Source organism: Sinorhizobium sp. 8-89 (assembly GCF_030124325.1).
Taxonomy (GTDB): Bacteria; Pseudomonadota; Alphaproteobacteria; order Rhizobiales; family Rhizobiaceae; genus Sinorhizobium.
On record NZ_JASKLR010000009.1, the window covers coordinates 53649 to 74634 of the forward strand.

Annotated in this window: 20 protein-coding genes; 7 read left to right on the top strand and 13 right to left on the bottom strand. The window is 61.5% G+C overall.

The genetic code is table 11. The features are described from left to right. Positions 1 to 86: 86 nt before the first annotated feature. The 7 genes from QN219_RS18170 to QN219_RS18200 all read right to left on the bottom strand — a co-directional run bounded on the left by QN219_RS18170 (position 87) and on the right by QN219_RS18200 (position 8473). Entirely contained in the window at positions 87 to 1007 is a 921-nt protein-coding gene (locus QN219_RS18170; RefSeq protein WP_284001214.1) for a transcriptional regulator, read from the bottom strand. A gap of 120 nt (positions 1008 to 1127) precedes the next feature. Further along, complete coding sequence (locus tag QN219_RS18175; RefSeq protein WP_284001215.1) at positions 1128 to 1952, bottom strand: carbohydrate ABC transporter permease; 825 nt, start codon at positions 1950 to 1952, stop codon at positions 1128 to 1130. A gap of 3 nt (positions 1953 to 1955) precedes the next feature. After that, entirely contained in the window at positions 1956 to 2831 is an 876-nt protein-coding gene (locus tag QN219_RS18180) for a sugar ABC transporter permease (protein WP_284001382.1), read from the bottom strand. 73 nt (positions 2832 to 2904) lie between these two features. Continuing rightward, on the bottom strand, positions 2905 to 4173 hold the full coding sequence (locus tag QN219_RS18185) for an ABC transporter substrate-binding protein (RefSeq protein WP_284001216.1): 1269 nt from the start codon (positions 4171 to 4173) through the stop codon (positions 2905 to 2907). A 154-nt stretch (positions 4174 to 4327) separates the two neighbouring features. After that, positions 4328 to 5416: an ABC transporter ATP-binding protein gene (locus tag QN219_RS18190; protein ID WP_284001218.1), complete on the bottom strand. Its 1089-nt coding sequence runs from the start codon at positions 5414 to 5416 to the stop codon at positions 4328 to 4330. Positions 5417 to 5496: 80 nt separating this feature from the next. After that, entirely contained in the window at positions 5497 to 7017 is a 1521-nt protein-coding gene (locus QN219_RS18195) for an alpha-N-arabinofuranosidase (RefSeq protein ID WP_284001219.1), read from the bottom strand. 139 nt (positions 7018 to 7156) lie between these two features. Next, positions 7157 to 8473 (bottom strand): hemolysin family protein, encoded by a 1317-nt coding sequence (locus QN219_RS18200; RefSeq protein WP_284001220.1) that lies wholly within the window; start codon positions 8471 to 8473, stop codon positions 7157 to 7159. Positions 8474 to 8776: 303 nt separating this feature from the next. On the opposite strand from QN219_RS18200, the gene QN219_RS18205 reads away from it, so the two are divergent. From QN219_RS18205 to QN219_RS18235, 7 genes are all read left to right on the top strand, one after another. After that, positions 8777 to 9700 (top strand): sugar kinase, encoded by a 924-nt coding sequence (locus QN219_RS18205; RefSeq protein WP_284001221.1) that lies wholly within the window; start codon positions 8777 to 8779, stop codon positions 9698 to 9700. A 238-nt stretch (positions 9701 to 9938) separates the two neighbouring features. Then, the gene (locus tag QN219_RS18210; protein WP_284001222.1) at positions 9939 to 10964 is read left to right on the top strand and encodes a sulfate ABC transporter substrate-binding protein; all 1026 of its coding nucleotides are present in this window, start codon (positions 9939 to 9941) and stop codon (positions 10962 to 10964) included. Between the two features lie 6 nt (positions 10965 to 10970). Then, positions 10971 to 11828 (top strand): sulfate ABC transporter permease subunit CysT, encoded by an 858-nt coding sequence (gene cysT, locus QN219_RS18215; RefSeq protein WP_284001223.1) that lies wholly within the window; start codon positions 10971 to 10973, stop codon positions 11826 to 11828. Beyond that, a complete protein-coding gene (gene cysW, locus QN219_RS18220) occupies positions 11818 to 12705 on the top strand; it encodes a sulfate ABC transporter permease subunit CysW (protein WP_284001224.1) in 888 nt (295 codons plus the stop codon). The genes cysT and cysW overlap by 11 nt, the downstream gene beginning before the upstream one ends. A gap of 15 nt (positions 12706 to 12720) precedes the next feature. Then, positions 12721 to 13830 carry a sulfate/molybdate ABC transporter ATP-binding protein gene (locus QN219_RS18225; protein ID WP_284001225.1) on the top strand — a complete coding sequence of 370 codons (1110 nt, stop codon included), beginning with the start codon at positions 12721 to 12723 and terminating at the stop codon, positions 13828 to 13830. Continuing rightward, the gene (locus QN219_RS18230) at positions 13830 to 15200 is read left to right on the top strand and encodes an FAD-binding oxidoreductase (RefSeq protein WP_284001226.1); all 1371 of its coding nucleotides are present in this window, start codon (positions 13830 to 13832) and stop codon (positions 15198 to 15200) included. The genes QN219_RS18225 and QN219_RS18230 overlap by 1 nt, the downstream gene beginning before the upstream one ends. 153 nt (positions 15201 to 15353) lie before the next feature. Then, positions 15354 to 15875 carry an L-2-amino-thiazoline-4-carboxylic acid hydrolase gene (locus QN219_RS18235; RefSeq protein WP_284001228.1) on the top strand — a complete coding sequence of 174 codons (522 nt, stop codon included), beginning with the start codon at positions 15354 to 15356 and terminating at the stop codon, positions 15873 to 15875. A gap of 44 nt (positions 15876 to 15919) precedes the next feature. Here QN219_RS18235 and QN219_RS18240 read toward each other — a convergent pair whose 3' ends face one another. The 6 genes from QN219_RS18240 to QN219_RS18265 form a co-directional block, all read right to left on the bottom strand. Further along, on the bottom strand, positions 15920 to 16483 hold the full coding sequence (locus QN219_RS18240) for an RES family NAD+ phosphorylase (RefSeq protein ID WP_405052167.1): 564 nt from the start codon (positions 16481 to 16483) through the stop codon (positions 15920 to 15922). Between the two features lie 6 nt (positions 16484 to 16489). Continuing rightward, positions 16490 to 16861 carry an antitoxin Xre/MbcA/ParS toxin-binding domain-containing protein gene (locus QN219_RS18245; RefSeq protein ID WP_284001229.1) on the bottom strand — a complete coding sequence of 124 codons (372 nt, stop codon included), beginning with the start codon at positions 16859 to 16861 and terminating at the stop codon, positions 16490 to 16492. 78 nt (positions 16862 to 16939) lie between these two features. Continuing rightward, the gene (locus QN219_RS18250) at positions 16940 to 17725 is read right to left on the bottom strand and encodes a crotonase/enoyl-CoA hydratase family protein (RefSeq protein ID WP_284001230.1); all 786 of its coding nucleotides are present in this window, start codon (positions 17723 to 17725) and stop codon (positions 16940 to 16942) included. Continuing rightward, a complete protein-coding gene (locus tag QN219_RS18255) occupies positions 17722 to 18591 on the bottom strand; it encodes a hydroxymethylglutaryl-CoA lyase (RefSeq protein ID WP_284001231.1) in 870 nt (289 codons plus the stop codon). Before QN219_RS18255 ends, QN219_RS18250 begins: the two co-directional genes overlap by 4 nt. After that, positions 18588 to 20573 carry an acetyl/propionyl/methylcrotonyl-CoA carboxylase subunit alpha gene (locus tag QN219_RS18260; protein ID WP_284001232.1) on the bottom strand — a complete coding sequence of 662 codons (1986 nt, stop codon included), beginning with the start codon at positions 20571 to 20573 and terminating at the stop codon, positions 18588 to 18590. The genes QN219_RS18255 and QN219_RS18260 overlap by 4 nt, the downstream gene beginning before the upstream one ends. A gap of 17 nt (positions 20574 to 20590) precedes the next feature. Further along, the gene (locus tag QN219_RS18265) at positions 20591 to 20974 is read right to left on the bottom strand and encodes a RidA family protein (protein ID WP_269285960.1); all 384 of its coding nucleotides are present in this window, start codon (positions 20972 to 20974) and stop codon (positions 20591 to 20593) included. Positions 20975 to 20986: the final 12 nt, after the last annotated feature.

Consider the following 20986-nt stretch of genomic DNA (forward strand, 5'->3'; position numbering starts at 1 on the left):
GTTTCAATGAACAATGATCTAGCCGCGAGCATTCAAGAAGAGGCTCGCTTCGGCCGACCCATCAAACATCGCCTCCGACCACAGCCTCAAAAGTGAATGGTCATGACGAGGTCCTGGTCGAAGTCGCCAAAGCCCTTGCCGAATATGTTCAAGCCGCCGGGATTTTCGGCCTTCTCGTCGATGCCGATGCGAAATCGGATCGAGTGATGGTCCTGAATTCCGAGCGAAGCGATGGTCTGCGTCGACACCATGGCGCCGTCGATCCAGGTTCCCCGGTCGTCGATGGTCCAGGTCTTGAGCTTGCCGTATTGCGAGCCGCTGAGCTTCCACCAGGCCGGTGAATAGATCCCCCGGCGATCGCCGAAGTCGCCCGGCGATGTCCAGTAGCCAGCTTTGATGCCGTTGATCCAGATGGAGATATCGGACGGCCAATTGGCGTTGGTCGCCGGTGTCTCGGAACTCAACTCAGCCGAGAATTCGATCTTGCGGATCGGGCGGCCGCTGACCTTGGCGTTGTTGGGGAATTTGTATTCGACATAACCCCGCGTGAACCAGAGAAGCGCTGCCTGCATGCGCTGCGGATCGAGGAAGACCTCCTGAACGTCGAGCATGCCAATGACGTTGTTGACCGAACAAAGGCCGCACGGCGCCTCGACCTCGAATTCGGTAAAGAGGCCGATCGGCATGCTGACGGTGACGATGTCGGGCGAAAGATTGGTGCGGTTGTCGAACCGGATCAGGATTTCGCCGTAGATGCTGGAACAGATCTTCTGATTGCCCTTCGAGGCTTTCATCGTATGCGTCTGGATCAACCCGGCCTTTTCCAGCGATTTGAGGTTTGTCGCGACAGTCGATTGCGGCATGCCCATATGGCCGGCAATGTCGTTGACGTTCAATGGTCCCTTGAGGCGCAAGAGATTGAGAATTTCGATGCGCGTGGCGGAGCCGAGCGCCTGCACGACCTCGACATCCTTGATTGGATCCACGGTTAAAAGCTTCGTCTCCATTCTCTGCTACTGAAACTCCGGCTTGGGCGCTGGCTGACCTGCAGATATCACGCATTTCAGCCATTTGTCGCATTGTTTTCCTTGACGAGAGCGGCGATCCAGCCGCTCCCGATCGCGCAATCATCCTTTTATCCCGGAGGAAAGCATCAGCGCCTGCGTCACACGTTTCTGGAACAGAAGGTAGGCGACCGCCACCGGCATTGCCGCGAGGATCGCAACCGCCATGTCGCGGGCGTATTTTACCCCGAAGGCATCACCGACCTGGGTGATGCCGACGGTGACCGTCATCATGTCCTCCGAACTCGTCACGAGGAAGGGCCAAAGGAAGGCATTCCAGGCCATGATGTAAGTGATGATGGCAAGCGCCGTGGTGATCCCCCAGTTCAGCGGCAGATAGAGCCGGAAAAGGATCTGGAAATCGCCGCAGCCGTCCAGCTTCGCCGCCTCCCGGAGCTCTTTCGGCACGGAATCGAAAAACTGTTTGTAGACGATGACGACGACCGGGATGATGAGCTGCGGCAGGATGATGCCGCCCCAGCTGTTGATCAGGCCGAACCGATGCATCAGCACGAATTGCGAGACGACGAGCGCCTGCGAGGGGACCATGAAGCTCGCGAGAATGATGCCGTAGAGGAGTTTGCGCCCCGCAAAGACAATCTGCGACAAGGCGTAGGCGCACATCACGCTGATCAGGATCACCACCACGGTGACGGTAATGGAAGTGACGATCGAGTTCACATACCAGACAGCGAGCTTGGTCTCGAACAAGGCGAAGTAATAGGCCGAGAAATTGAAGACGTCGGGAATGAACGTCGTCTTGGTGACAACTTCCTGTTCCGGTTTCACCGAAGTGATGACCGCCCAATAGATCGGGAAGGCCCACATGCAGGCAACGCAGAGCGTGAGCACCAAAAGCAGGATGTTGCCGATGGATTTCCGTTGCATGGATCAGCGCTCCCTTACGCGCAAAAGCTGGTACTGCAGCACCGAAACGGTGACGATGATCAGGAAGAGGAAGACCGCGACGGCAGAGCCGAGCCCGCCGTGATTGAGGCGGAACGCCTCTCGGTAGACGAGCTGGAGCAGTACATAGGTCGAATTGAAAGGTCCGCCCTCCGTCATCAGATACACCTGGTCGAAGATCTTGAGCTGCAGGATCAGTTGGAGCGTCAGGACAAGGGCGGTGACGGGCCAGATCAGCGGCCAGGTGATCCGGCGAAAGCACTGCCAGCGCGTCGCGCCGTCAAGTGTCGCGGCCTCGTAGTAGTCGGCCGGGATGTTGCGCAATCCGGCAATGAAAAGCAGGAGATTGAAGCCGTTGGTCCACCACACCGTGACCAGCGCCACCATCGGCATCGCCCATAGCGGATCGCGAAAGACGCTGATGCGCTTGCCGGTGAAAAATTCGATTGCGTATTGGGCGACGCCGAACTGCTGATCCAGCACCCATTTCCAGATCTCCGTCACAACGGAGACCGGCAGGATGTAGGGCAGGAAGAACAGCACCAGCACGAGGCTTTGCAACCAGCCTCTAAGACGCACGACCATCAGCGCGAGGCCGAGGCCGATCAGCGTGTTCGGCACGACGGTCAGTACCACGAAATAGCCTGTGTTCCATACCGAAGTGTAGAAGAGCTTCTGATTGAGCAACCTGATATAGTTGTCGAAGCCGACCCACTGGCCTTCGCCAATCAGCGGCGCATTCGTGAAGCTCAAGGCGAACATGTTGTAGACGGGATAGGCGAAAACCGTCAGGTAGGTGATCACGAAAGGCGCGATCATCAGAATGACGGTCAGCCTCTTGCTCCGTCCCTTGCTCGTCAACACCGCAGCTGTCCTCCGTTCCCATTTTCGGGGCGGGACCAGCCGGCAACAGGCCAGCTGGTCCGTTGTCGTGCTACATCTGTCCCTTCAGTTCCTCGCGCATTTGCTCGATCGCTTCCTCGGGATCGAGCTGGCCGTTCAACGCCGGCACGATGAAGTTCTGCGTCGCCTCGTAAATCGGCCCGGCGACGCCGGCGAGCGGCGAAACGGGATCGAACACGGCCGTATCGGCGAGCTTCGCGTAGGTGGCGTTCGGCTGCATTGCTTTGAACTCGGCGCTCTCGGTCACGGGCCTGAAGGCCGGGATATGACCAGCGTCAGCCCAGGAAAGGCTGTGCTCGTTCATCCACGCGATGATCTGGAGTACCGCTTTCAGCTTCTCCGGCGTGATCGGCTTGGCGTCGCTGTTCGGCACGGCGAAGGCATGGGAGTCCGCCCAGGTGGCCGGCTGGCCCATCAGCACCGGAATCTGGATGGCGCCCCATTCGAAGCCGAGATTGCCGTTCTTCGCGAGGTCCGTCATCGTCGGCACTTCCCAGACGCCGTTGATGTGCATCGCCGCCTTGCCCGACGTGAAGAGCGCAATCGAGGCTTCGTAGGAAATCAGTTGCGGCGAGTAGCCGGACGAAACCCAGTTTGCCATTGTCGTCAGGGCCTTCACTCCGGCGTCGCCGGGCAGAATTTCCTCGCCATCAATGAATTTTCCACCCTGCTGCGAAAGCAGGGAGTAGAACACACGCCACATGGAGCCGCCTTCGTCGGTGTGCAGCGAGAGCGGATACTGGACCTTGCCCGTCGCCTTGATCTTGTCGAGGGCGGCATTGAAGTTGTCCAATCCGTCGAGGCCTTTCGGCAGTCCGTCATCGCCGAGCAGGCCCGCCTCCTTGAGGATATTCTTGTTGTAGTAGAGGACGATGGCGTGAACGTCGAAGGGAATGCCGTAGACCTTGCCGTCGGAAGAGGCTGAGTTCCAGCTCGCCTCGACATAATTTTCCTTCTTGATGCCCGCTTCCGCCAGTTCCTCGGTCGTCAGCGGCCGAAGAATTCCCGACGGTATCGCCAGCGGGAAGCGCGACAGGTGATAGGTCATGATATCCGGCTGCTGGCCGACGGCCGTCGAGGTCTGCACCTTGGTGTAGAAGGGAACACCCCATTCCAGCGTCGTGGCGTTGATCCTGATATCCGGGTGGGTATCGTTGAACTCCTTGATCAGCGCCTTCATGCGGACGCCATCGCCGCCGCTCAGGAAGTCCCACCAGGTAATGTCGGTCTGCGCAAAGGCGGCTGCCGAAGGCAGGACTGCCAGTGCACCCGCAAGGACTAATTTCAAAAGCTTCTTCACGTCTGTCTCCTCCTCGATACAAGCATGATGCTTCATTGAATCGGCGGATGTGATCGCGCCGCACTCCCTCTCTGCCGGATGTTTTTCCCATCCGGCTTGCGGGCATTTTCAGCCAGCAACCTGCATTTTTCGCTTCATATCCGTATTTCAGATATCAACGCAGCCGCGCGCCCTGCTCATCGAAGGCCAGCATGTTGCCTATATCCAGACTGAGCCGGACCTCCTGTTTGGGATGTGGCCGGTCCCCACCGCGGCATTCGACTGTCATTTCTCCGCCTGTCGCGGTCAGCACATGCAGGTAGCCGGTTCCTCCCAGTTCCTCGATGAACTCGGCCCTTGCTTGGAGCGGCAGACCGCCCTCGCGATCGCCAAGCGTGATGTGCTCCGGCCGAGCCCCGACAAAGATCCGGCTCCCGACGGAAAGCCTCGCTCTCACGTCGATATCGAAGGCAGCTCCCGGCGCGTCATCGAGTTCGATGGTCAGCCTGTTCGTATCGTTCGCCATGACGCGGCCCCTCAGAAAATTCATTCCCGGCGAGCCGATGAAGCCTGCGACGAACATGTTGTCCGGGTTACGGTAAAGCTCGAGAGGAGCGCCGACCTGCTGAACCACGCCGCTCTTCAATACGACGATCTTGTCGGCAAGCGTCATCGCTTCGACCTGGTCGTGGGTGACGTAAATCATCGTCGCACCGATCTGGCGATGCAGGCGGGCGATCTCCATGCGCATTTTCACCCGCAGTTCCGCGTCGAGGTTCGAAAGTGGTTCATCGAAGAGAAAGACGCGCGGCTCGCGGACAATGGCCCGACCGATCGCCACGCGCTGGCGCTGTCCACCGGAAAGCTGGCTCGGCTTGTGGCTCAGATAGTCGGTCAGCCGCAGGATTTCTGCCGCCGCCTTCACCTTCGTCTCGATTTCGGCCTTCGGCCGGCGGGCGATGGAAAGGCTGAAGGCCATGTTGTCGAAGACGGACAAATGCGGGTAGAGGGCATAGGATTGGAAGACCATCGCCACACCGCGCTTCGATGCTTCCTTACGAGTCACGTCCTCGGCTTCGATCCTGATCTCGCCGCCGGTCGTTTCCTCGAGCCCGGCGATCATGCGCAGAAGCGTCGATTTCCCGCATCCGGAAGGGCCGACGAACACGGCGAACTCCCCCTGCTCGATCTCGATGTCGACATCGTGGATCACTTTCATGGCGCCGAACGATTTGCTGACGCCCGTCAACTTGATTCCGGACATTGTGCCTCCCGCTAACGCGTTAGAATCGATCACGTTTATGATACGGGCGACCTCCTCAGCCGCCCGGACCAGCGGCCGATTCACGCCGTCTCAACGGAAAGCAGTACGAAGTGATAGGATCTCGGCGGCAGCGTACCGATGAGCGCGCCGGCATCGTCGACCGCGAGTGCTTTTCCCGCCTTGGGTACGATGCGGTTTTGATCGTCGACCGAGTTGCGCGCCTTCAGGTCCTCGCCTTCCAACATCTGATGCTGAACGACCTTGGCTCGCTTGAAGCCCTGCAGACCGATCGTCAGGTCGAGCGGTTCATCAATGCTGCGGTTTATGGCGAAGATCGCAATTGACTTGCCGTCCTCCTGGAGCACCGCCGAAAGATCAAGATAGGGAACGTCCTGCGCCACGTCACAGTCGTAGGTCGGGCCGGATGCGACGACGTTCAGTGCCGTGCCACGCCCGTATTTCGAGGCATATTGGAGCGGATAATAGATCGATTGGCGCCAGGCCGGCCCGCCGGCCTTGGTGAGGATCGGCGCGATCACGTTGACGAGCTGCGCCATGCAAGCGATCTTCACCCGGTCGGACCGGCGAATGAAAACGTTGAGCAGCGAACCGACGAAGATCGCATCCTCGAGGTTATACAGCTCTTCGAGGAGCGGCGGCGCCTCCGGCCAATCCCAGCTCGCGATGCGCTCGCCATCCTGCTTGCGGTCGTGGTACCAGACATTCCACTCATCAAAGCAGATCTTCACATCGCGCTTCGAGCGCTTCTTCGCTTTGATATAGTCGATGACGCCGCCGATGGTGACGATGTAACGGTCGAGATCGATCGCCTTGGCGTAGTAGTTGAGCGTGTCTTGCTCTTCATTTCCGAAATATTTGTGCAGGGAGATATAGTCGACGCTGTCATAGCTCGCATCGAGGACTGTCGCCTCCCACTCCGGATAGGTCTTCATCTTGTCATTCGACGAGCCGCAGACCACCGTCTCCAGCGTCTTGTCGAAATATTTGAAGGCCTTGCTCACTTCGTGGGCCAGATGGCCATACTCGGCCGCGCTCTTGTGACCGACTTGCCACGGCCCGTCCATCTCGTTGCCGAGGCACCAGAGCCGGACATTGTGCGGCTCCCTGTATCCGTGCTTGGCGCGCAGGTCGCTCCAATACGTCCCGCCGGGATGATTGCAATATTCAAGGAAATTGCGGGCGTCGTCCAAGCCGCGCGAGCCGAGGTTCATCGCCAGCATCATCTCGGTCCCGGCGCGCTTCGCCCAGTCGGCGAACTCATTGACGCCAACCTGGTTGGTCTCGCGTGTGCGCCATGCGAGATCCAGGCGAACCGGGCGCTCCTCGCGCGGGCCGATGCCATCCTCCCAGCGGTAGGCGGAAACAAAATTGCCGCCGGGATACCGCACGATCGGCATGTCGAGATCGCGCACCATTTCGAGGACGTCACTGCGAAAGCCATCCGCATCGGCCTTCTCATGACCGGGTTCATAGATGCCCGTATAAACCGCCCGCCCCATGTGTTCCAGGAAGGAACCATAGACGCGCTTGTCAACGGTCGAGATGGTGTATTCCCGGTTGAGGGTGGCTTTTGCTCGCATGGGCTTCCTCGTTTTGTTGAATTCGATTTTGCCCGAAGCTAATCTGTATGATTTTTCAAATCAACTATTTTGTTTTGTATCAAAAATTTCGATACGATCGATACACTCTGCCTCGATCACCGCGGCAATACGGGGGATGTCAGCTAATTCGGGAAGCCAGAAGCTTGTCGATGCGCATCCCGTCCATGTCGACGATTTCGAAATGCCAGCCCTCGAAATCGAAGCCCTCGCCCACATGCGGGAGATGGCCGAGCACCTGCAGCGCGAAGCCGGCGATCGTGTGGAAGTCGCCCTCCGGACGGTCGTGGAACCCCAGCCTTTCGAAAGCGTCGTGCGCGGCCATCATGCCCTCGATCAGCATGCTGCCATCCTCGCGCACCACGATATCCGGCTCGACTGTTTCCGTATCCGGCAGGTCACCGGCAATCGCCTCCAACAGGTCGGTTTGCGTGACGATCCCCTCCAGGCTCCCGTACTCGTCGATGATCGCTGCCAGCCGGACAGGGGCGCTCTTGAACTTCTCCAGCACGCGGAAGACGGCCGTCGACTCGTGCAGGATCAATGGCTCCCGAACCACGCCGAGGACGTCAAGCGACTGACGGTCGAGTAACTGGTCGAGCAGATCCTTTTTTAACACCATCCCCAGCGGGTAGTCGATGTTGCCCCTGCCGATCAGAAGCTGCTCGTGACGACATTCCCTGATCGTCTTGAGGATCTCCTCCTGCGTGTCGTCCGCGTCGATCCAGTCGATCTCGATCCGCGGCGTCATGAAGTCGGAAATTCTCCGGTCGCCGATACTGAATATCCGCTCCACCAGTTCCTGCTGGGCGGCATCGAGAAGTCCGGCCTCCTGGCTTTCGGCGACAAGTAGCTTCAGCTCGGTCGGAGAATGCAGCGATGACTCGCCTGCTCCCGGGCGCAGACCGATCAGCCGAAGCACGAGATTGCCGAGGCCGTTGAGGGCGAGAATCGCGGGACGCAGCAGAAAAAGGAACAATGCAAGCGGGCGAACGACGGCCAGCGCCGTGCCCTCGCTGCGCTGCAGCGCCAGGCTCTTCGGTGCCAGTTCGCCGAGCACGATATGCAACGCGGTGATAATGATAAACGACACCGCGACGGCTATCGCATGCGCTCCGACCGACGCCCAGGTCGAAGGCAGGACCGTCATCAGCGGCTCGATCAGGTGGGCGAGCGCGGGCTCGCCGACCCACCCGAGCGCCAGGGACGATATCGTGATCCCAAGCTGGGTCGCGGCCAGATTGGCGTCGAGATTTTCGACGGCATGCTGGAGCGCGCTCGCATTCATGCGCCTTTGCGAGACCAGCTCCGCCACGCGGCTGCGGCGGACCGAAACGAGCGAAAACTCTGCAGCGACGAAAAAGCCGTTGGCGCCGACGAGCAGAAACACGGCCAGTACCCCGATATAATCGAGAATACTGCCATCGGAACCGGACATGATCTCCCTTCGGGCGGACGGTCGCCCCGACTGTTGACGTTGCAACTACCGTATCACGCTCTTGCCGCCGGAGGCAGATATCCTCTCGAAGACGGTCAGGCGAATACCGCCTCCTGCGTCGATCCCAATCCGGAGTGGGATGGCGAGCCCCTTGGGCGCGCCTACCGCACGAATGATCAATCTCTTCGATTTCACATCTAGATTTGCACCCGGGAACTTTTCTAGGATGCACGGGCGGAGGGCTGGCCGCCTTTCGGCCTACTGCTCGACGCCCCGCCCTCCTCTCCACTCGTGGGATTACCGATGCCAAAGACATTTCTCTCGATCGGCGAATGCATGATCGAACTTTCACAGGCCGGCGACGGCCACCTCAAGAAGGGTTTCGCGGGCGATAGCTTCAATACCGCGTGGTATGCGCGCGCCTTTCTCGGCAGCGGTTGGCAGGTAAGCTACCTCACGGCGCTCGGAACGGACAGGCTGTCCGACGAGATGCTCGCCTTCATGAGCAGCGCCGGCATCGCCACCGATCATGTGCGCCGCATCGACGGGCGCAATCCCGGCATGTACATGATCCACCTGAAGGACGGCGAGCGCAGCTTCCAATACTGGCGCGAAACATCCGCGGCCAGATTGCTTGCCGAAGACCGGGAGCGTCTGCGCGCGGCGATCGATGGTGCCGAGCTCGTCTATTTCTCCGGCATCACGCTCGCGATCCTCTCTCCCGACGATCGCGGCCGTCTCATCGACGAGGTTCGCCGGGCACGCGACTTGGGGAAGGCTGTTGCTTTCGATCCGAACCTGCGGCCGCGGCTGTGGGAAAGCACCGAGACGATGTGCGCGGCCATATCGGACGGCGCTCGCGCGGCGACGATGATCTTCCCGAGCTTCGACGACGAACGCAGCTATTTCGGGGACGCCAGCCCTGAGGCGACGGCGAAGCGCTACCGGGATCTCGGAGCGGAGCTTGTCGTGGTCAAGGACGGCGAGAACGGCATAACGATCAGCGACGCCGAAGCGCTCGTGCATGTTCCCGCCCATCCTGCCAACCCGGTCAGCGACACGACCAGCGCCGGCGACAGCTTCAACGGAGCCTTCCTGGCGATGCAGCTGCGGGGTCTGCCCTCGCGGCGCTCAGCGGAGTTTGCGGCGAAGGTCGCCGCAAAGGTCATCGAACAGCCCGGCGCGCTCATTGGATCCGATCATTTGCCGCAACCAGAAGTCGTCTGAATTGCACCGGGCGGCAGCAGAGCCGCCATACGGCGGGTCCAGATGTATGGGGCCGTTCTAAAATATCGTGCTATTTTCTGAGCGCAGCACACTGAGGAGAGGGCGCGCGAGCAAAGAATTTTCGCAAACGGCGCGAAAACGATAGGACATTTCACGAAACGGCCGCGACGCGTCATAAGTTTGCGTTGTGATAGTCGATTAAATTGATAGTTTTATCTGGCAAAGGATGGAGGGCGATATGGGCTCGAATAGACTTACCGGAGTAGTAAAACTAGCGCTTGTAGTCGGCAGCCTGCAGCTAGGCTCTCTTGGCCTTGCTCAGGCAGACACAACGATCCTGAACGTGTCCTATGATCCGACTCGGGAGCTCTACAAGGACTTCAATGCGGCCTTCGCCGAAAAGTGGCAGGCCGATACCGGCGAGACCGTGACGATCCAGACCTCTCACGGCGGCTCCGGCAAGCAGGCTCGGTCGGTGATCGACGGCCTCGAGGCGGATGTCGTGACGCTGGCGCTCGAGGCCGATATCGATGCGATCGCCGCGGCGACCGGCAAGATACCGCCGGATTGGAAAACTCGCTTCGAAAACAACAGCGCCCCCTACACCTCGACGATCGTCTTCCTCGTCCGCAAGGGCAATCCGAAAGGCGTCAAGGATTGGGGTGATCTCGTCAGGGAAGATATCCAGGTGATCACGCCGAACCCGAAGACTTCGGGTGGTGCGCGCTGGAACTTCCTTGCGGCCTGGGCCTGGGCACGGGCTGCCAATGGCGGCGACGATGGCAAAGCGCAGGAGTATGTGGCCCAGCTATTCAAACATGTGCCGGTTCTCGACACCGGTGCGCGCGGCGCAACGACGACCTTCGTCCAGCGGGGCCTCGGCGACGTGCTGCTCGCCTGGGAAAACGAAGCCTATCTCTCGCTGGAAGAGCTCGGGCCTGACAATTTCGAGATTGTGACGCCATCTACCTCGATCAAGGCCGAACCGCCGGTCGCACTTGTGGACGGCAACGTCGACAGCAAGGGCACGCGGAAAGTGGCCGAGGCCTACCTGAACTATCTTTACAGCGATGTCGGTCAGAAAATCGCGGCCAAGCACTATTACCGGCCCTTCAAGCCGGAGCTTGCGGACCCCAAAGACACGGCGCGCTTTGCCGATGTGAAGCTGGTCACTATTGACGAATTCGGCGGTTGGAAGGAAGCTCAGCCGAAGTTCTTCGCCGACGGCGGAATTTTCGACCAGATTTACAAGCCGGGACAATGATATTTCATGGCCTTTCGCAGCAGCACGCGATGGCAGTTTCGGCAACCGAGCGTCATTCCGGGTTTCGGATTGGCGCTCGGCGTCACGCTGACATGGCTTACCCTCATCGTTCTCATTCCGCTTTCCGGCCTCATCTGGCGTTCAAGCGGTCTCGGCTGGTCGAAATTTTTCGCGCTGGCGTCTGACGAGCGGACCGTCAACGCTTTGACGATCAGCTTCGGCACGGCCCTTGTGGCCGCGGTCATCAATCTCGTTTTCGGTGTCGTACTGGCCTGGGTGCTTGTTCGTTACCGGTTTCCGGGCAAGCGCGTCATCGACGCCATGGTCGACCTGCCGTTTGCGCTGCCGACGGCGGTGGCCGGGATCGCCTTGACCGCACTTTACGCTCCGAATGGCTGGATCGGTTCGCTTCTCGAACCGCTCGGCATCAAGATCGCTTTCACACCTGCCGGCATCGTCGTGGCCCTCGTCTTCGTCGGCCTGCCCTTCGTCGTCAGAACGGTGCAGCCGATCATGGAGGAAATCGACAAGGAGGTGGAGGAAGCGGCCGCGACCCTTGGCGCCAGCCGCTACCAGACGATCAGCCGCGTCCTGTTACCTGGGCTTTTGCCGGCCGGATTGACGGGCTTCGCGCTCGCCTTTGCGCGTGGCGTCGGAGAATACGGCTCCGTCATCTTTATCGCCGGCAACCTGCCTTACGTTTCGGAGATCGCACCCCTCCTGATCATCATTCGCCTCGAGGAGTTCAACTATCCGGCGGCAACCGCGATTGCCGCGGTCATGTTGCTCCTGTCCTTCATCATGCTGCTGGTCATCAACATGATCCAGTCCTGGAGCCGACGGAGGTATGGCAATGGCGCATGATGTCGGTTCCGCGTCGATTTCGGCGCCATCAACGCTGGTAACGGCGGCGACTTCGGAGACCCGGTTTGCACGCACGACCCTGATCGTGATTGCTCTCGCTTTCGTGGCGCTTTTCCTGCTGCTACCGCTTGCCACAGTGTTCATCGAGGCGTTCCGCAAGGGGCCGGCGGAGTTCGTCTCGGCGCTGCGTGATGCGGAAACGTTTTCCGCCATTCGTCTGACGTTGTTGGTCGCCGCGATCGCCGTGCCGCTCAATCTCGTCTTCGGGGTGGCGGCCGCCTGGGCGATCGCCAAATTCGAGTTCAAGGGCAAGGCGTTCCTGACGACCCTGATCGACCTGCCCTTCTCGGTGTCGCCCGTGATTTCGGGTCTTGTCTTCGTGCTCCTCTTCGGATCGCACAGCCTGCTCGGCCCTGTCCTGCAACGCTATGGCATCCAGATCCTGTTTGCCGTGCCGGGGCTGGTGCTCGCTACCGTCTTCGTCACCTTTCCCTTCGTCGCGCGCGAACTGATCCCACTCATGCAGGAACAGGGCACCAGTGACGAGGAGGCGGCACTGTCGCTCGGCGCCACCGGCTGGCAAACCTTCTGGCATGTGACGCTCCCCAACATCAAATGGGGCCTGCTTTACGGCGTGCTTCTCTGCAACGCCCGCGCAATGGGCGAGTTCGGTGCGGTCTCCGTCGTTTCCGGCCACATTCGCGGCCAAACGAACACGATGCCGTTGCAGGTGGAAATCCTCTATAACGAGTACAATTTCGTCGCTGCCTTTGCGGTGGCGGCGCTTCTTGCGCTTCTGGCGCTTGTGACGCTCGTCCTGAAGACGGCACTCGAACTTCGCTACAGCGACGAGATCGCTGCCAGCCGCAGGCATTGAAAGGGCCACACATTCATGGAAGTCCGCGTCCAGAACATACGCAAGGAATTCGGCCGCTTCCCGGCGCTCGACGATGTCTCGCTCGACATCCGCTCTGGCGAGCTGATCGCGCTCCTCGGTCCTTCCGGCTCAGGAAAGACCACGCTGCTCCGCCTCGTCGCCGGGCTCGAAAGCCCGACGGGGGGCATGATTTTCTTCGGCGACGAGGACGCATCCAAGAAGAGCGTGCAGGAACGCAACATCGGTTTCGTCTTCCAGCACTATGCGCTCTTCCGGCACATGACGGTGCTCGACAACGTCGCCTTCGGGCTGAAGGTGCGTCCGGCCAACAGACGGCCGCCGGCTGCCGAAATCCGCCGCCGCGCGCTCGACCTGCTCGAGCTAGTGCAGCTCTCCGGTCTCGAAAAACGCTACCCGGCCCAGCTCTCCGGCGGCCAGCGCCAGCGCGTGGCGCTCGCGCGCGCCATGGCTGTCGAGCCCAATGTGCTGCTGCTCGACGAACCCTTCGGGGCGCTCGACGCGCAGGTGCGCAAGGAACTCAGGCGCTGGCTTCGGGAAATTCACGATCGCACCGGCCACACCACCATTTTCGTCACCCACGACCAGGAGGAAGCGTTGGAGCTTGCCGACCGCGTCGTCGTGATGAGCAAAGGCGCGATCGAGCAGGTCGGCACGCCCGACGACATCTATGACCACCCCGTCTCGCCTTTCGTCTACGGTTTCATCGGCCAGTCCAACTGCCTCGAAGTCTCGCTTTCCAGCGGCGAAATCTGGTTCGAGGACCGGCCGATCGGGTTGCGCGCGGCGAGCGAACCCGACGGGTCGGCAACCCTTTATTTCCGGCCGCACGATATCGAACTTATCGACGGCTGCGGCGGCTGTCTGGCCGGCCTTGTAACGAACAGCCGCCGTGTCGCCGGAACGCGCCATCTCGAGCTCGATCTCGGCAGGACCCACCCGGCCGTTGAGATCGAACTGCCGCCGGAACGCGCGACCGCCGCCGACCACGCCCGCATCGCCTTCCGGCCGACCAAATGGACACTCTTCCGCAAGGAGGAGAAGCTGCCGGAAATTCAGCGAAGCGTCACGGCACAGACCAGCGAACTGGCGCGCACGGGCACGTGATGTCCGTCGTCGAAGACCTCATGCGATCGCTTGGCGAGGCGGTCGTGCTGACCGGTGAGCGGATCGCGGAACGCCATCGCAGCGACGCAAGCCTCACCGGACGCAGCCTGCCCAAGGCGGTGCTTCGCCCTGTGAGCGTGGCGGAGGTTGCCGCCGCCCTCAAGATTTGCAACGACCATCGGCAAAGCGTAGTGCCCCAGGGTGGCATGACCGGGCTCGCTGGCGGGGCCAATCCCGACCCGGACGACATCGTCATTTCGCTGGAGCGTCTTTCCGGAATCGAGGAGATCGACACGGCGGCCGCGACGATGACAGTTCTTGCCGGCACACCGCTCGAAGTCGCGCAACGCGCGGCCGAGGACGCGGGCTTCCTGCTGCCGATCGATCTCGGCGCCCGCGGCTCATGCCAGATCGGCGGCAATCTCGCCACCAATGCCGGCGGCATTCGCGTCATCCGCAACGGTGTTGCGCGCGACAATGTCCTGGGCCTTGAGGTCGTGCTCGCCGACGGCACGGTGGTCTCCTCGCTCAACAAGATGATCAAGAACAACACCGGCTACGACCTCAGGCAATTCTTCATCGGTTCGGAAGGCACCCTCGGCATCATCACCCGCGCCGTGCTGCGCCTGCGTCCGTTGCCAGCCGGACGGCTGACGGCGCTCTGCGCGCTCGACAGCTATGCGGACGTTGTCGCCTTGCTCAAACGGGCGCAACGGGAACTGTCCGGTCTCTCGGCGTGCGAAGCGATGTGGGAAAGCTATTTCCGCTTCAATTGCGAGGCGGAAGGACGACAATTCTTCGAAATCGCTCCGGCCTTCGCCGTGATCATCGAGCAGGACATCCGCGGACATGACGGCGAGCGCGAGCAGTTCGAAGCCTTCCTCGGACAGGCTCTCGAGGACGGGGTGATCGGCGATGCGCTGCTCGCCCAATCGGAGAAGGAGGCCCAAGCCTTCTGGCGCGTGCGCGAAGGCCATGCGATGGACAGGTTGCTGCCTTCGCTCATCAACCTCGATGTAAGCCTGCCGATCGGCGATATCGGGCGCTTTGCCGAGGAATGCGGCAGGACGCTTTCCGCACGGTTTCCGTCGGCGCACGTCTCCTTTTTCGGCCATGTCGGCGACAGCAATCTCCACATCGCCTTTTCCGTTCCGGACGCCGAAGAGGAAACCGCGCATCAAGTCGATGCGGTCGTCTACCCCCTTGTCGCCGCCTATCACGGATCCATTTCCGCCGAACACGGTATCGGCACGCTGAAGCGCGACTTCCTCGATCGTTCCCGGAGCGCCACCGAGCTAGACGTCATGCGCCGGATCAAGGATGCCCTTGACCCGAACGGCATCCTTAATCCCGGCAAGGTGCTGCGTTAGCTTGAGGAGCTGGCTTAGCGTGAGCTTCACTCCCCTCACTACAGCGCCCTGTGGGAGACGCAAAGGAAGCCGCAGCACTTTGAGTTGCTGCATGTTTCCTTAAATCGGCTCTAATTCAAAGAAGCGTGCGCTGATGACAAAAGGGACCTGCATATGACCGACCAGCAAAGCGAGTCCAGATCGGCAATGGATGGCGAGCTCGGCATTCTTGCCAGACGCAAGATCGAGGCGGGGATCATCGCGCCGATCTGCGAGGTCATGCGCGAGAAAATCGGTGAGGAGCTTGCGCAGTCCATTATAGATACTGCGATCACGCGCGCTGCCATCGACGCCGGAAAGACCTTTGCCGCAAAAACGCCCGGCGGAACCAGCCTGCGGACGTTTCAGGAGCTGCAGGATCTCTGGACTCAGGACGACGCGCTGACGATCGAGGTCGTCAGGGCTACGGACGAGGAGTTCCATTACAATGTGCTGCGCTGTCGTTATGCCGAGACCTATCGGGAGATGGGTCTGGGACATATCGGGCATCTCCTGTCCTGCAACCGCGATGGTGTGTTCTGCACTAGTTACGATCCGCGCATCACGCTTGAGCGCACGCAGACGGTGATGCAAGGCGCATCCCATTGCGACTTCAAATATCGCCTGAACAAGACCGCGGAACCGTCCTCCGAATAGGCGTTGCGCAGACGCGGGATAATGATCCTTTTCCTCATCCCACTTTAAAGCCAGGAGACCGGCGACTTCGGTAGCCTGCCTTCAGGATCGATGACCTCAAGGCGTGGCGCGCCCGCGCCGTTCCACCGCCAGAGTGCGACGCAGGTGCCGCCGGGCGACATGAAAGACGGGTAGATCACGCCATGGAATTCGCGGGCGGCGAGATCGGCTTGTAGCTTATGAGTCTGCGGCGTCACGCCCCTGTCGAGGTCGTCTCGCCATTCACACCGGTGGATGGCATCCGCCAGCCCAAGCTCCGCAAGAACATTGGTGTCCGTTAGATCGGCCAGCCGGGCATCGTAAAGCTCGAGCCGTACGATCAGTGCCGGATGCTGCACAAAGCCCTGGTTGTATTCGGCCCAGGCGGTCGAAAGTTCGCGCGCCGCATAGATCGTCGGCATGCCCACCGGATTCCACCGGCCGCCGAAGCGCGCCGCCCCTTCCCCGGAAAGCGGAGCATGAGCCCAGCGCGGGACGAAGGCGCGCCAGAGCGGCATCGGCACGGCAGGCAGCGCCAGCTCTAAGTCGGAGCGGGATGTGGACGGAAAACCGCTCACACTTTTCCTCATCCCGCTCTAGGCGTAGACGCCGGCGCGAACAGCTTCCAGATAGGCGAGAACCTTGTCGGCCTTGCCTTCGCCGACGAGGTCGAACGCCGTCTTTCCGGCCCAGCCGGGGATCGGCTGGTGCTTGAACCAGATCACGGCGCGGCCCTCGTCACCCGCCATTTCGGACGCCATGGCGAGAATGCGGACGACCTTGCTCAGGGCGCTATCGACCTTGCGGGCACCAGTCTTGGCTGTCAGCGTGTTCCGCGCGACGCCAATCAGCTTGGCGAGTTCGGCAAGCGTTATGCCCAGACGGTCGGCGACAAGGCGTGCCGACAGAAACGGGGAATGATCCTCCCCGAAGCGGGCGGCGGGAATGTCCAGGTTGAGGGCGCCCATGGCAAAACTCGATCCTGTTTTGATCAACACAACAGTAAAATAGGTTCAACCTGTGATCATTTCAAGCGCAGCTTCTGCTCAAATCTGCCAGGAGGGCGTCCGCCGGTCGAAGAAGGCCGAGACTCCTTCCCGGGCTTCCTCCGTTTCCCAGGTATCGGCAAGCTGCTCGATCGTCGCTGCGATGACTGCATCCGTGATCGGCATGCCGAGTGATCGCGCCAGCCGTTTGGCCCTTCCGGCCGCTTGCGGCGCGGCGGCAAGATAGGGGGCGATTTCCGCATCGACGGCGGCGTCCATCTGTCCATCGTCGACCACGACCGTCGCAAGACCGCAGGCAAGTGCCTCTTCGGCGCCGAAAAGCCGTGCCGACATGAACAGCGGCCGCGCCCTTCCTTCGCCAATCCTGGCGACGACATAGGGACTGATCGTCGCCGGGATCAGCCCGAGCCTCGCCTCCGTCAGACCGAACTTTGCGCCCACCGCCGCAACCACTGCATCGCAAACGCTCATCAGCCCGACACCGCCGCCGAAGGCATTGCCATGCACCCGCGCGATCAGCGGCTTCGGCATCTCGTTCAGCGCCTTGAACATCATCGCCAGACGGGTCGCCTCGGCGATCCGCGCCTGCCGGTCGGCATCAAACTGCTGGCGCATCCAATCGAGATCGCCGCCCGCACAAAAGCTCTTCCCCTCGGCGTCGAGGATGACGACACGGACCGCCTTCTCATCGCCAAGCCGGACCACCGCATCCGTGAGCTCGCGGATCATTGTGGCGGAAAGCGCATTGTGCTTATCCGGACGGGCGAGCGTCAGGCGGGCAACGCCCCGTTTGTCGACGATGCACCGGATCGTTTGGTCAGTCATGTTGCGCTCCTCAGCGATCGGGCAAAGGCCGCTGCGCGATCGAGCTTTGCGGTGTCGAGCCCGGTCGAAAATCCCTTCGTCTGCAGAAAGGCATTCACAGCAAGCGTATCGACATTACCCGCGGCGCCGGGGGCGTAGGGGCAACCGCCGAGCCCCCCCGTCGACGCGTCGAACACCCGCAGGCCCCGATCGAGACCGACCGCGATGTTTTCCAGCGCCCGGCCGGACGTGTCATGGAAGTGACCCGCAAGCTTCGCCGCATCGATGTCGCCGAGCACCGTCGCCAGCATGGTGTCAACGGCTTCCGGCGTGCCGCGCCCGATCGTGTCGCCGAGACTGGTCTCGTAGCAGCCGAGCTCGAAAAGAAGGCGCGCGACGCGGGCGGTGGCATCCGGCGCGATCGGTCCCTCGTAAGGGCACTCGACGACGCAGCTGACGTAGCCGCGCATCGGAATTCCATGGTGCACGCTTGCCTCCGCGACCGGGCGGAAGCGCTCGATGCTCTCGGCGATCGAACAGTTGATATTCTTCTGCGAGAAGCTCTCCGAGGCAGAGGCAAATATCGCCACTTCGTCGACACCCGCGGCGCGGGCGGCCTCGAAGCCCCTGATGTTCGGCGTCAATGCCGCGTAGCGGATGCCCGGGCGCCTCGTGATGCCGGCCATCACCGCTGGGGCATCGGCCATCTGCGGCACCCACCTCGGGCTGACGAAACTCGTCACCTCAATGCGTTCGAAACCGCAATCCGAGAGCAGATCGACGAGCTGGATCTTGTCGTCGGTGTCGACAAGCCGGGATTCATTCTGGAGGCCGTCACGCGGCGCCATCTCGACGATCGTGACGTGTTCGTTTGGGGGCGTTGTCACTCTGCAGCCTCCTCACTGAGCGTCACGAGGACAGTTCCTTCGCTGACCTGCGTGCCCTCGGCCACATGCACGCTCGCGACTGTCCCCTGCCGAGAGGCCGAAAGCGTGAGTTCCATCTTCATGGCCTCCATCACCACCAGCGGCTGGCCCTTGGCGACCGCCTCGCCGGCGCCGACACGGACCATCTTGACGAGACCCGGCATCGGCGCGACGAGTTCGTCATCCGCGATTTCCCCGCTATGCCCACCGGACAACGCGTCGGGCAGATGGAACACCACGTTCCGGCCGTTGAGAAACAATGTGAGCGTCTCGCCCTGCCGCAGGAAACGAAGCGTTTGCCTCTGTCCGGCCACTTCGAGGCGCGCACCGTTTTCGAAGCGCTCGAGGACAAGGACCGGCAAGGTGCTCTTGCCGGCACGCACAGCGAACTGATCGCGGCCGCGCGATGCGAGCGTCACGGCCGCGCGCCCGTTCGCGTGATCGATGGAAACCGTCCGGTGCGCGTCGCCCCAGATCTGCCAGTAGCCGAGCGACGTCCAGGGATCGTTGGACGTCATCGGCTGGAGCACGCCGGTCGAGACGATTGCCGCAAGTGCCAGGGCTTCATCGTCTGGGTCGCTCGGCGCCGCCAGCCGCTCGACCGCCCGGTCGATCAGTCCCGTGTCCGGCCGGCCGGCGCGGAAATCCGGTTCGTCCGTCAGCCTGATGAGAAAATCGAGGTTGGTGACCGTTCCGCCGATCCGGACCTCCTTCAGCGCCGCCTGCAGCCGGGCGAGCGCTGCGGACCGTGTCCCGCCATGCACGATCAGCTTGGCGATCAGCGGATCGTAGAAGGGCGTTATCGCGTCCCCCTGCTTGACGCCGGAGTCGATGCGCGCATTGTCCGGAAAGCTTAGCTGCGCCAGCCGGCCGGTCGCCGGCAGGAAGCCGCGGGCCGGATCCTCGGCATAGATACGCGCCTCGAAAGACCAACCGTCTATGCCGATCTCGCCCTGCTTTTTCGGCAGCCGCTCGCCGGCCGCGACACGCAATTGCCATTCGACGAGATCGAGCCCCGTAACCGCCTCCGTGACCGGATGCTCGACCTGCAGCCGCGTGTTCATTTCCATGAAATAGAAATGGTCCGGCCAGAGGCCGTTCGTCACGTCGGCGATGAACTCGACCGTTCCGGCGCCGACATAGCCGATCGCGTGCGCAGCCTTGACGGCGGCATCTCCCATGGCGCGGCGCACTTCCGCGGTCATGCCCGGTGCCGGCGCTTCCTCGATTACCTTCTGGTGCCGTCGCTGCAACGAGCAGTCGCGTTCGAAAAGATGAACGACATTGCCGTGCCGATCCCCGAAAATCTGGACCTCGATGTGGCGGGGCCGCCTCAGATATTTCTCGATCAGGACGCCGCCGTCGCCGAAGGACGCTTGCGCTTCCCGCTGCGCGGCCTCCAGCGCCGAACCGAAATCCTCCCGCCGCTCGACGCGCCGCATGCCCTTTCCGCCGCCGCCGGCGCGCGCTTTGATCAGCACCGGATAGCCGATTTCAGCGGCTCGGGCACCGAGGAACTCAGGGTCCTGCTGATCGCCGTGATAGCCCGGCACGACGGGCACGCCGGACTGCTCCATCAGCGCCTTGGCCGCATCTTTCAGCCCCATCGCCCGGATCGCTTCCGGCGGCGGCCCCACGAAAACGATGCCTGCGGCATCGACCGCCTCGGCGAAATCGGCGTTCTCCGACAGGAAGCCATAGCCCGGATGGATGGCGTCAGCCCCGACGGCCTTTGCGGCTTCGATGACGCGGTCGATTGCGAGATAGCTTTCGGAGGCGTTTGCCGGGCCGATCCGTATGGCCTCGTCGGCGAGCGTCACATGAAGCGCGTCGCCGTCCGCATCGGAATAGACGGCAACGGTGCGTATCCCGAGCCGCCGGGCGGTGCGAATGATGCGGCAGGCGATCTCGCCGCGATTGGCAATCAGGAGTTTCGAAAACATGCCCCTCGGTTCCGCTTCTATTGCGCCGCCACCACTTCGACTTCCAGGAGCCAGGCGGAATCGAAGATTCCGGCAATCACGACCGTCATCGCCGGCGCCAGCGAACCTAGATAGTCATTGCGGATCTCACGATTCGCCAGGACATGATTTCTGTCGGCGAGATAGGTCGTCACTTTGACGATATTGGTCTTGGTCATGCCGGCCGCCTTGAGCTGGGCATCGACGTTCAGCCAGACCTGGCGTGCCTGCGCCTCGAAGCCTTCCGGCAGCACGTCATCGGAGGTCATGGGAATCTGGCCGCTGACGAAGAGCAGCCGTTGAAAATTCTCGAGACTGACGGCCTGCGAATAGCCGCCACGCGGCTGCGGTGCGTTGATCGCGTTGATATTGTCGCGTTTCATGGCGGGGCCTCC

Excerpts from the sequence above, each read along its gene's own strand:
- QN219_RS18170 (WP_284001214.1), bottom strand. The coding sequence starts at position 1,007 with ATGGAGACGAAGCTTTTAACCGTGGATCCAATCAAGGATGTCGAGGTC.
- QN219_RS18175 (WP_284001215.1), bottom strand. The coding sequence starts at position 1,952 with ATGCAACGGAAATCCATCGGCAACATCCTGCTTTTGGTGCTCACGCTC.
- QN219_RS18190 (WP_284001218.1), bottom strand. The coding sequence starts at position 5,416 with ATGTCCGGAATCAAGTTGACGGGCGTCAGCAAATCGTTCGGCGCCATG.
- QN219_RS18195 (WP_284001219.1), bottom strand. The coding sequence starts at position 7,017 with ATGCGAGCAAAAGCCACCCTCAACCGGGAATACACCATCTCGACCGTT.
- QN219_RS18200 (WP_284001220.1), bottom strand. The coding sequence starts at position 8,473 with ATGTCCGGTTCCGATGGCAGTATTCTCGATTATATCGGGGTACTGGCC.
- QN219_RS18205 (WP_284001221.1), top strand. The coding sequence starts at position 8,777 with ATGCCAAAGACATTTCTCTCGATCGGCGAATGCATGATCGAACTTTCA.
- QN219_RS18210 (WP_284001222.1), top strand. The coding sequence starts at position 9,939 with ATGGGCTCGAATAGACTTACCGGAGTAGTAAAACTAGCGCTTGTAGTC.
- cysT (WP_284001223.1), top strand. The coding sequence starts at position 10,971 with ATGGCCTTTCGCAGCAGCACGCGATGGCAGTTTCGGCAACCGAGCGTC.
- cysW (WP_284001224.1), top strand. The coding sequence starts at position 11,818 with ATGGCGCATGATGTCGGTTCCGCGTCGATTTCGGCGCCATCAACGCTG.
- QN219_RS18225 (WP_284001225.1), top strand. The coding sequence starts at position 12,721 with ATGGAAGTCCGCGTCCAGAACATACGCAAGGAATTCGGCCGCTTCCCG.
- QN219_RS18230 (WP_284001226.1), top strand. The coding sequence starts at position 13,830 with ATGTCCGTCGTCGAAGACCTCATGCGATCGCTTGGCGAGGCGGTCGTG.
- QN219_RS18235 (WP_284001228.1), top strand. The coding sequence starts at position 15,354 with ATGACCGACCAGCAAAGCGAGTCCAGATCGGCAATGGATGGCGAGCTC.
- QN219_RS18240 (WP_405052167.1), bottom strand. The coding sequence starts at position 16,483 with ATGAGGAAAAGTGTGAGCGGTTTTCCGTCCACATCCCGCTCCGACTTA.
- QN219_RS18245 (WP_284001229.1), bottom strand. The coding sequence starts at position 16,861 with ATGGGCGCCCTCAACCTGGACATTCCCGCCGCCCGCTTCGGGGAGGAT.
- QN219_RS18250 (WP_284001230.1), bottom strand. The coding sequence starts at position 17,725 with ATGACTGACCAAACGATCCGGTGCATCGTCGACAAACGGGGCGTTGCC.
- QN219_RS18260 (WP_284001232.1), bottom strand. The coding sequence starts at position 20,573 with ATGTTTTCGAAACTCCTGATTGCCAATCGCGGCGAGATCGCCTGCCGC.
- QN219_RS18265 (WP_269285960.1), bottom strand. The coding sequence starts at position 20,974 with ATGAAACGCGACAATATCAACGCGATCAACGCACCGCAGCCGCGTGGC.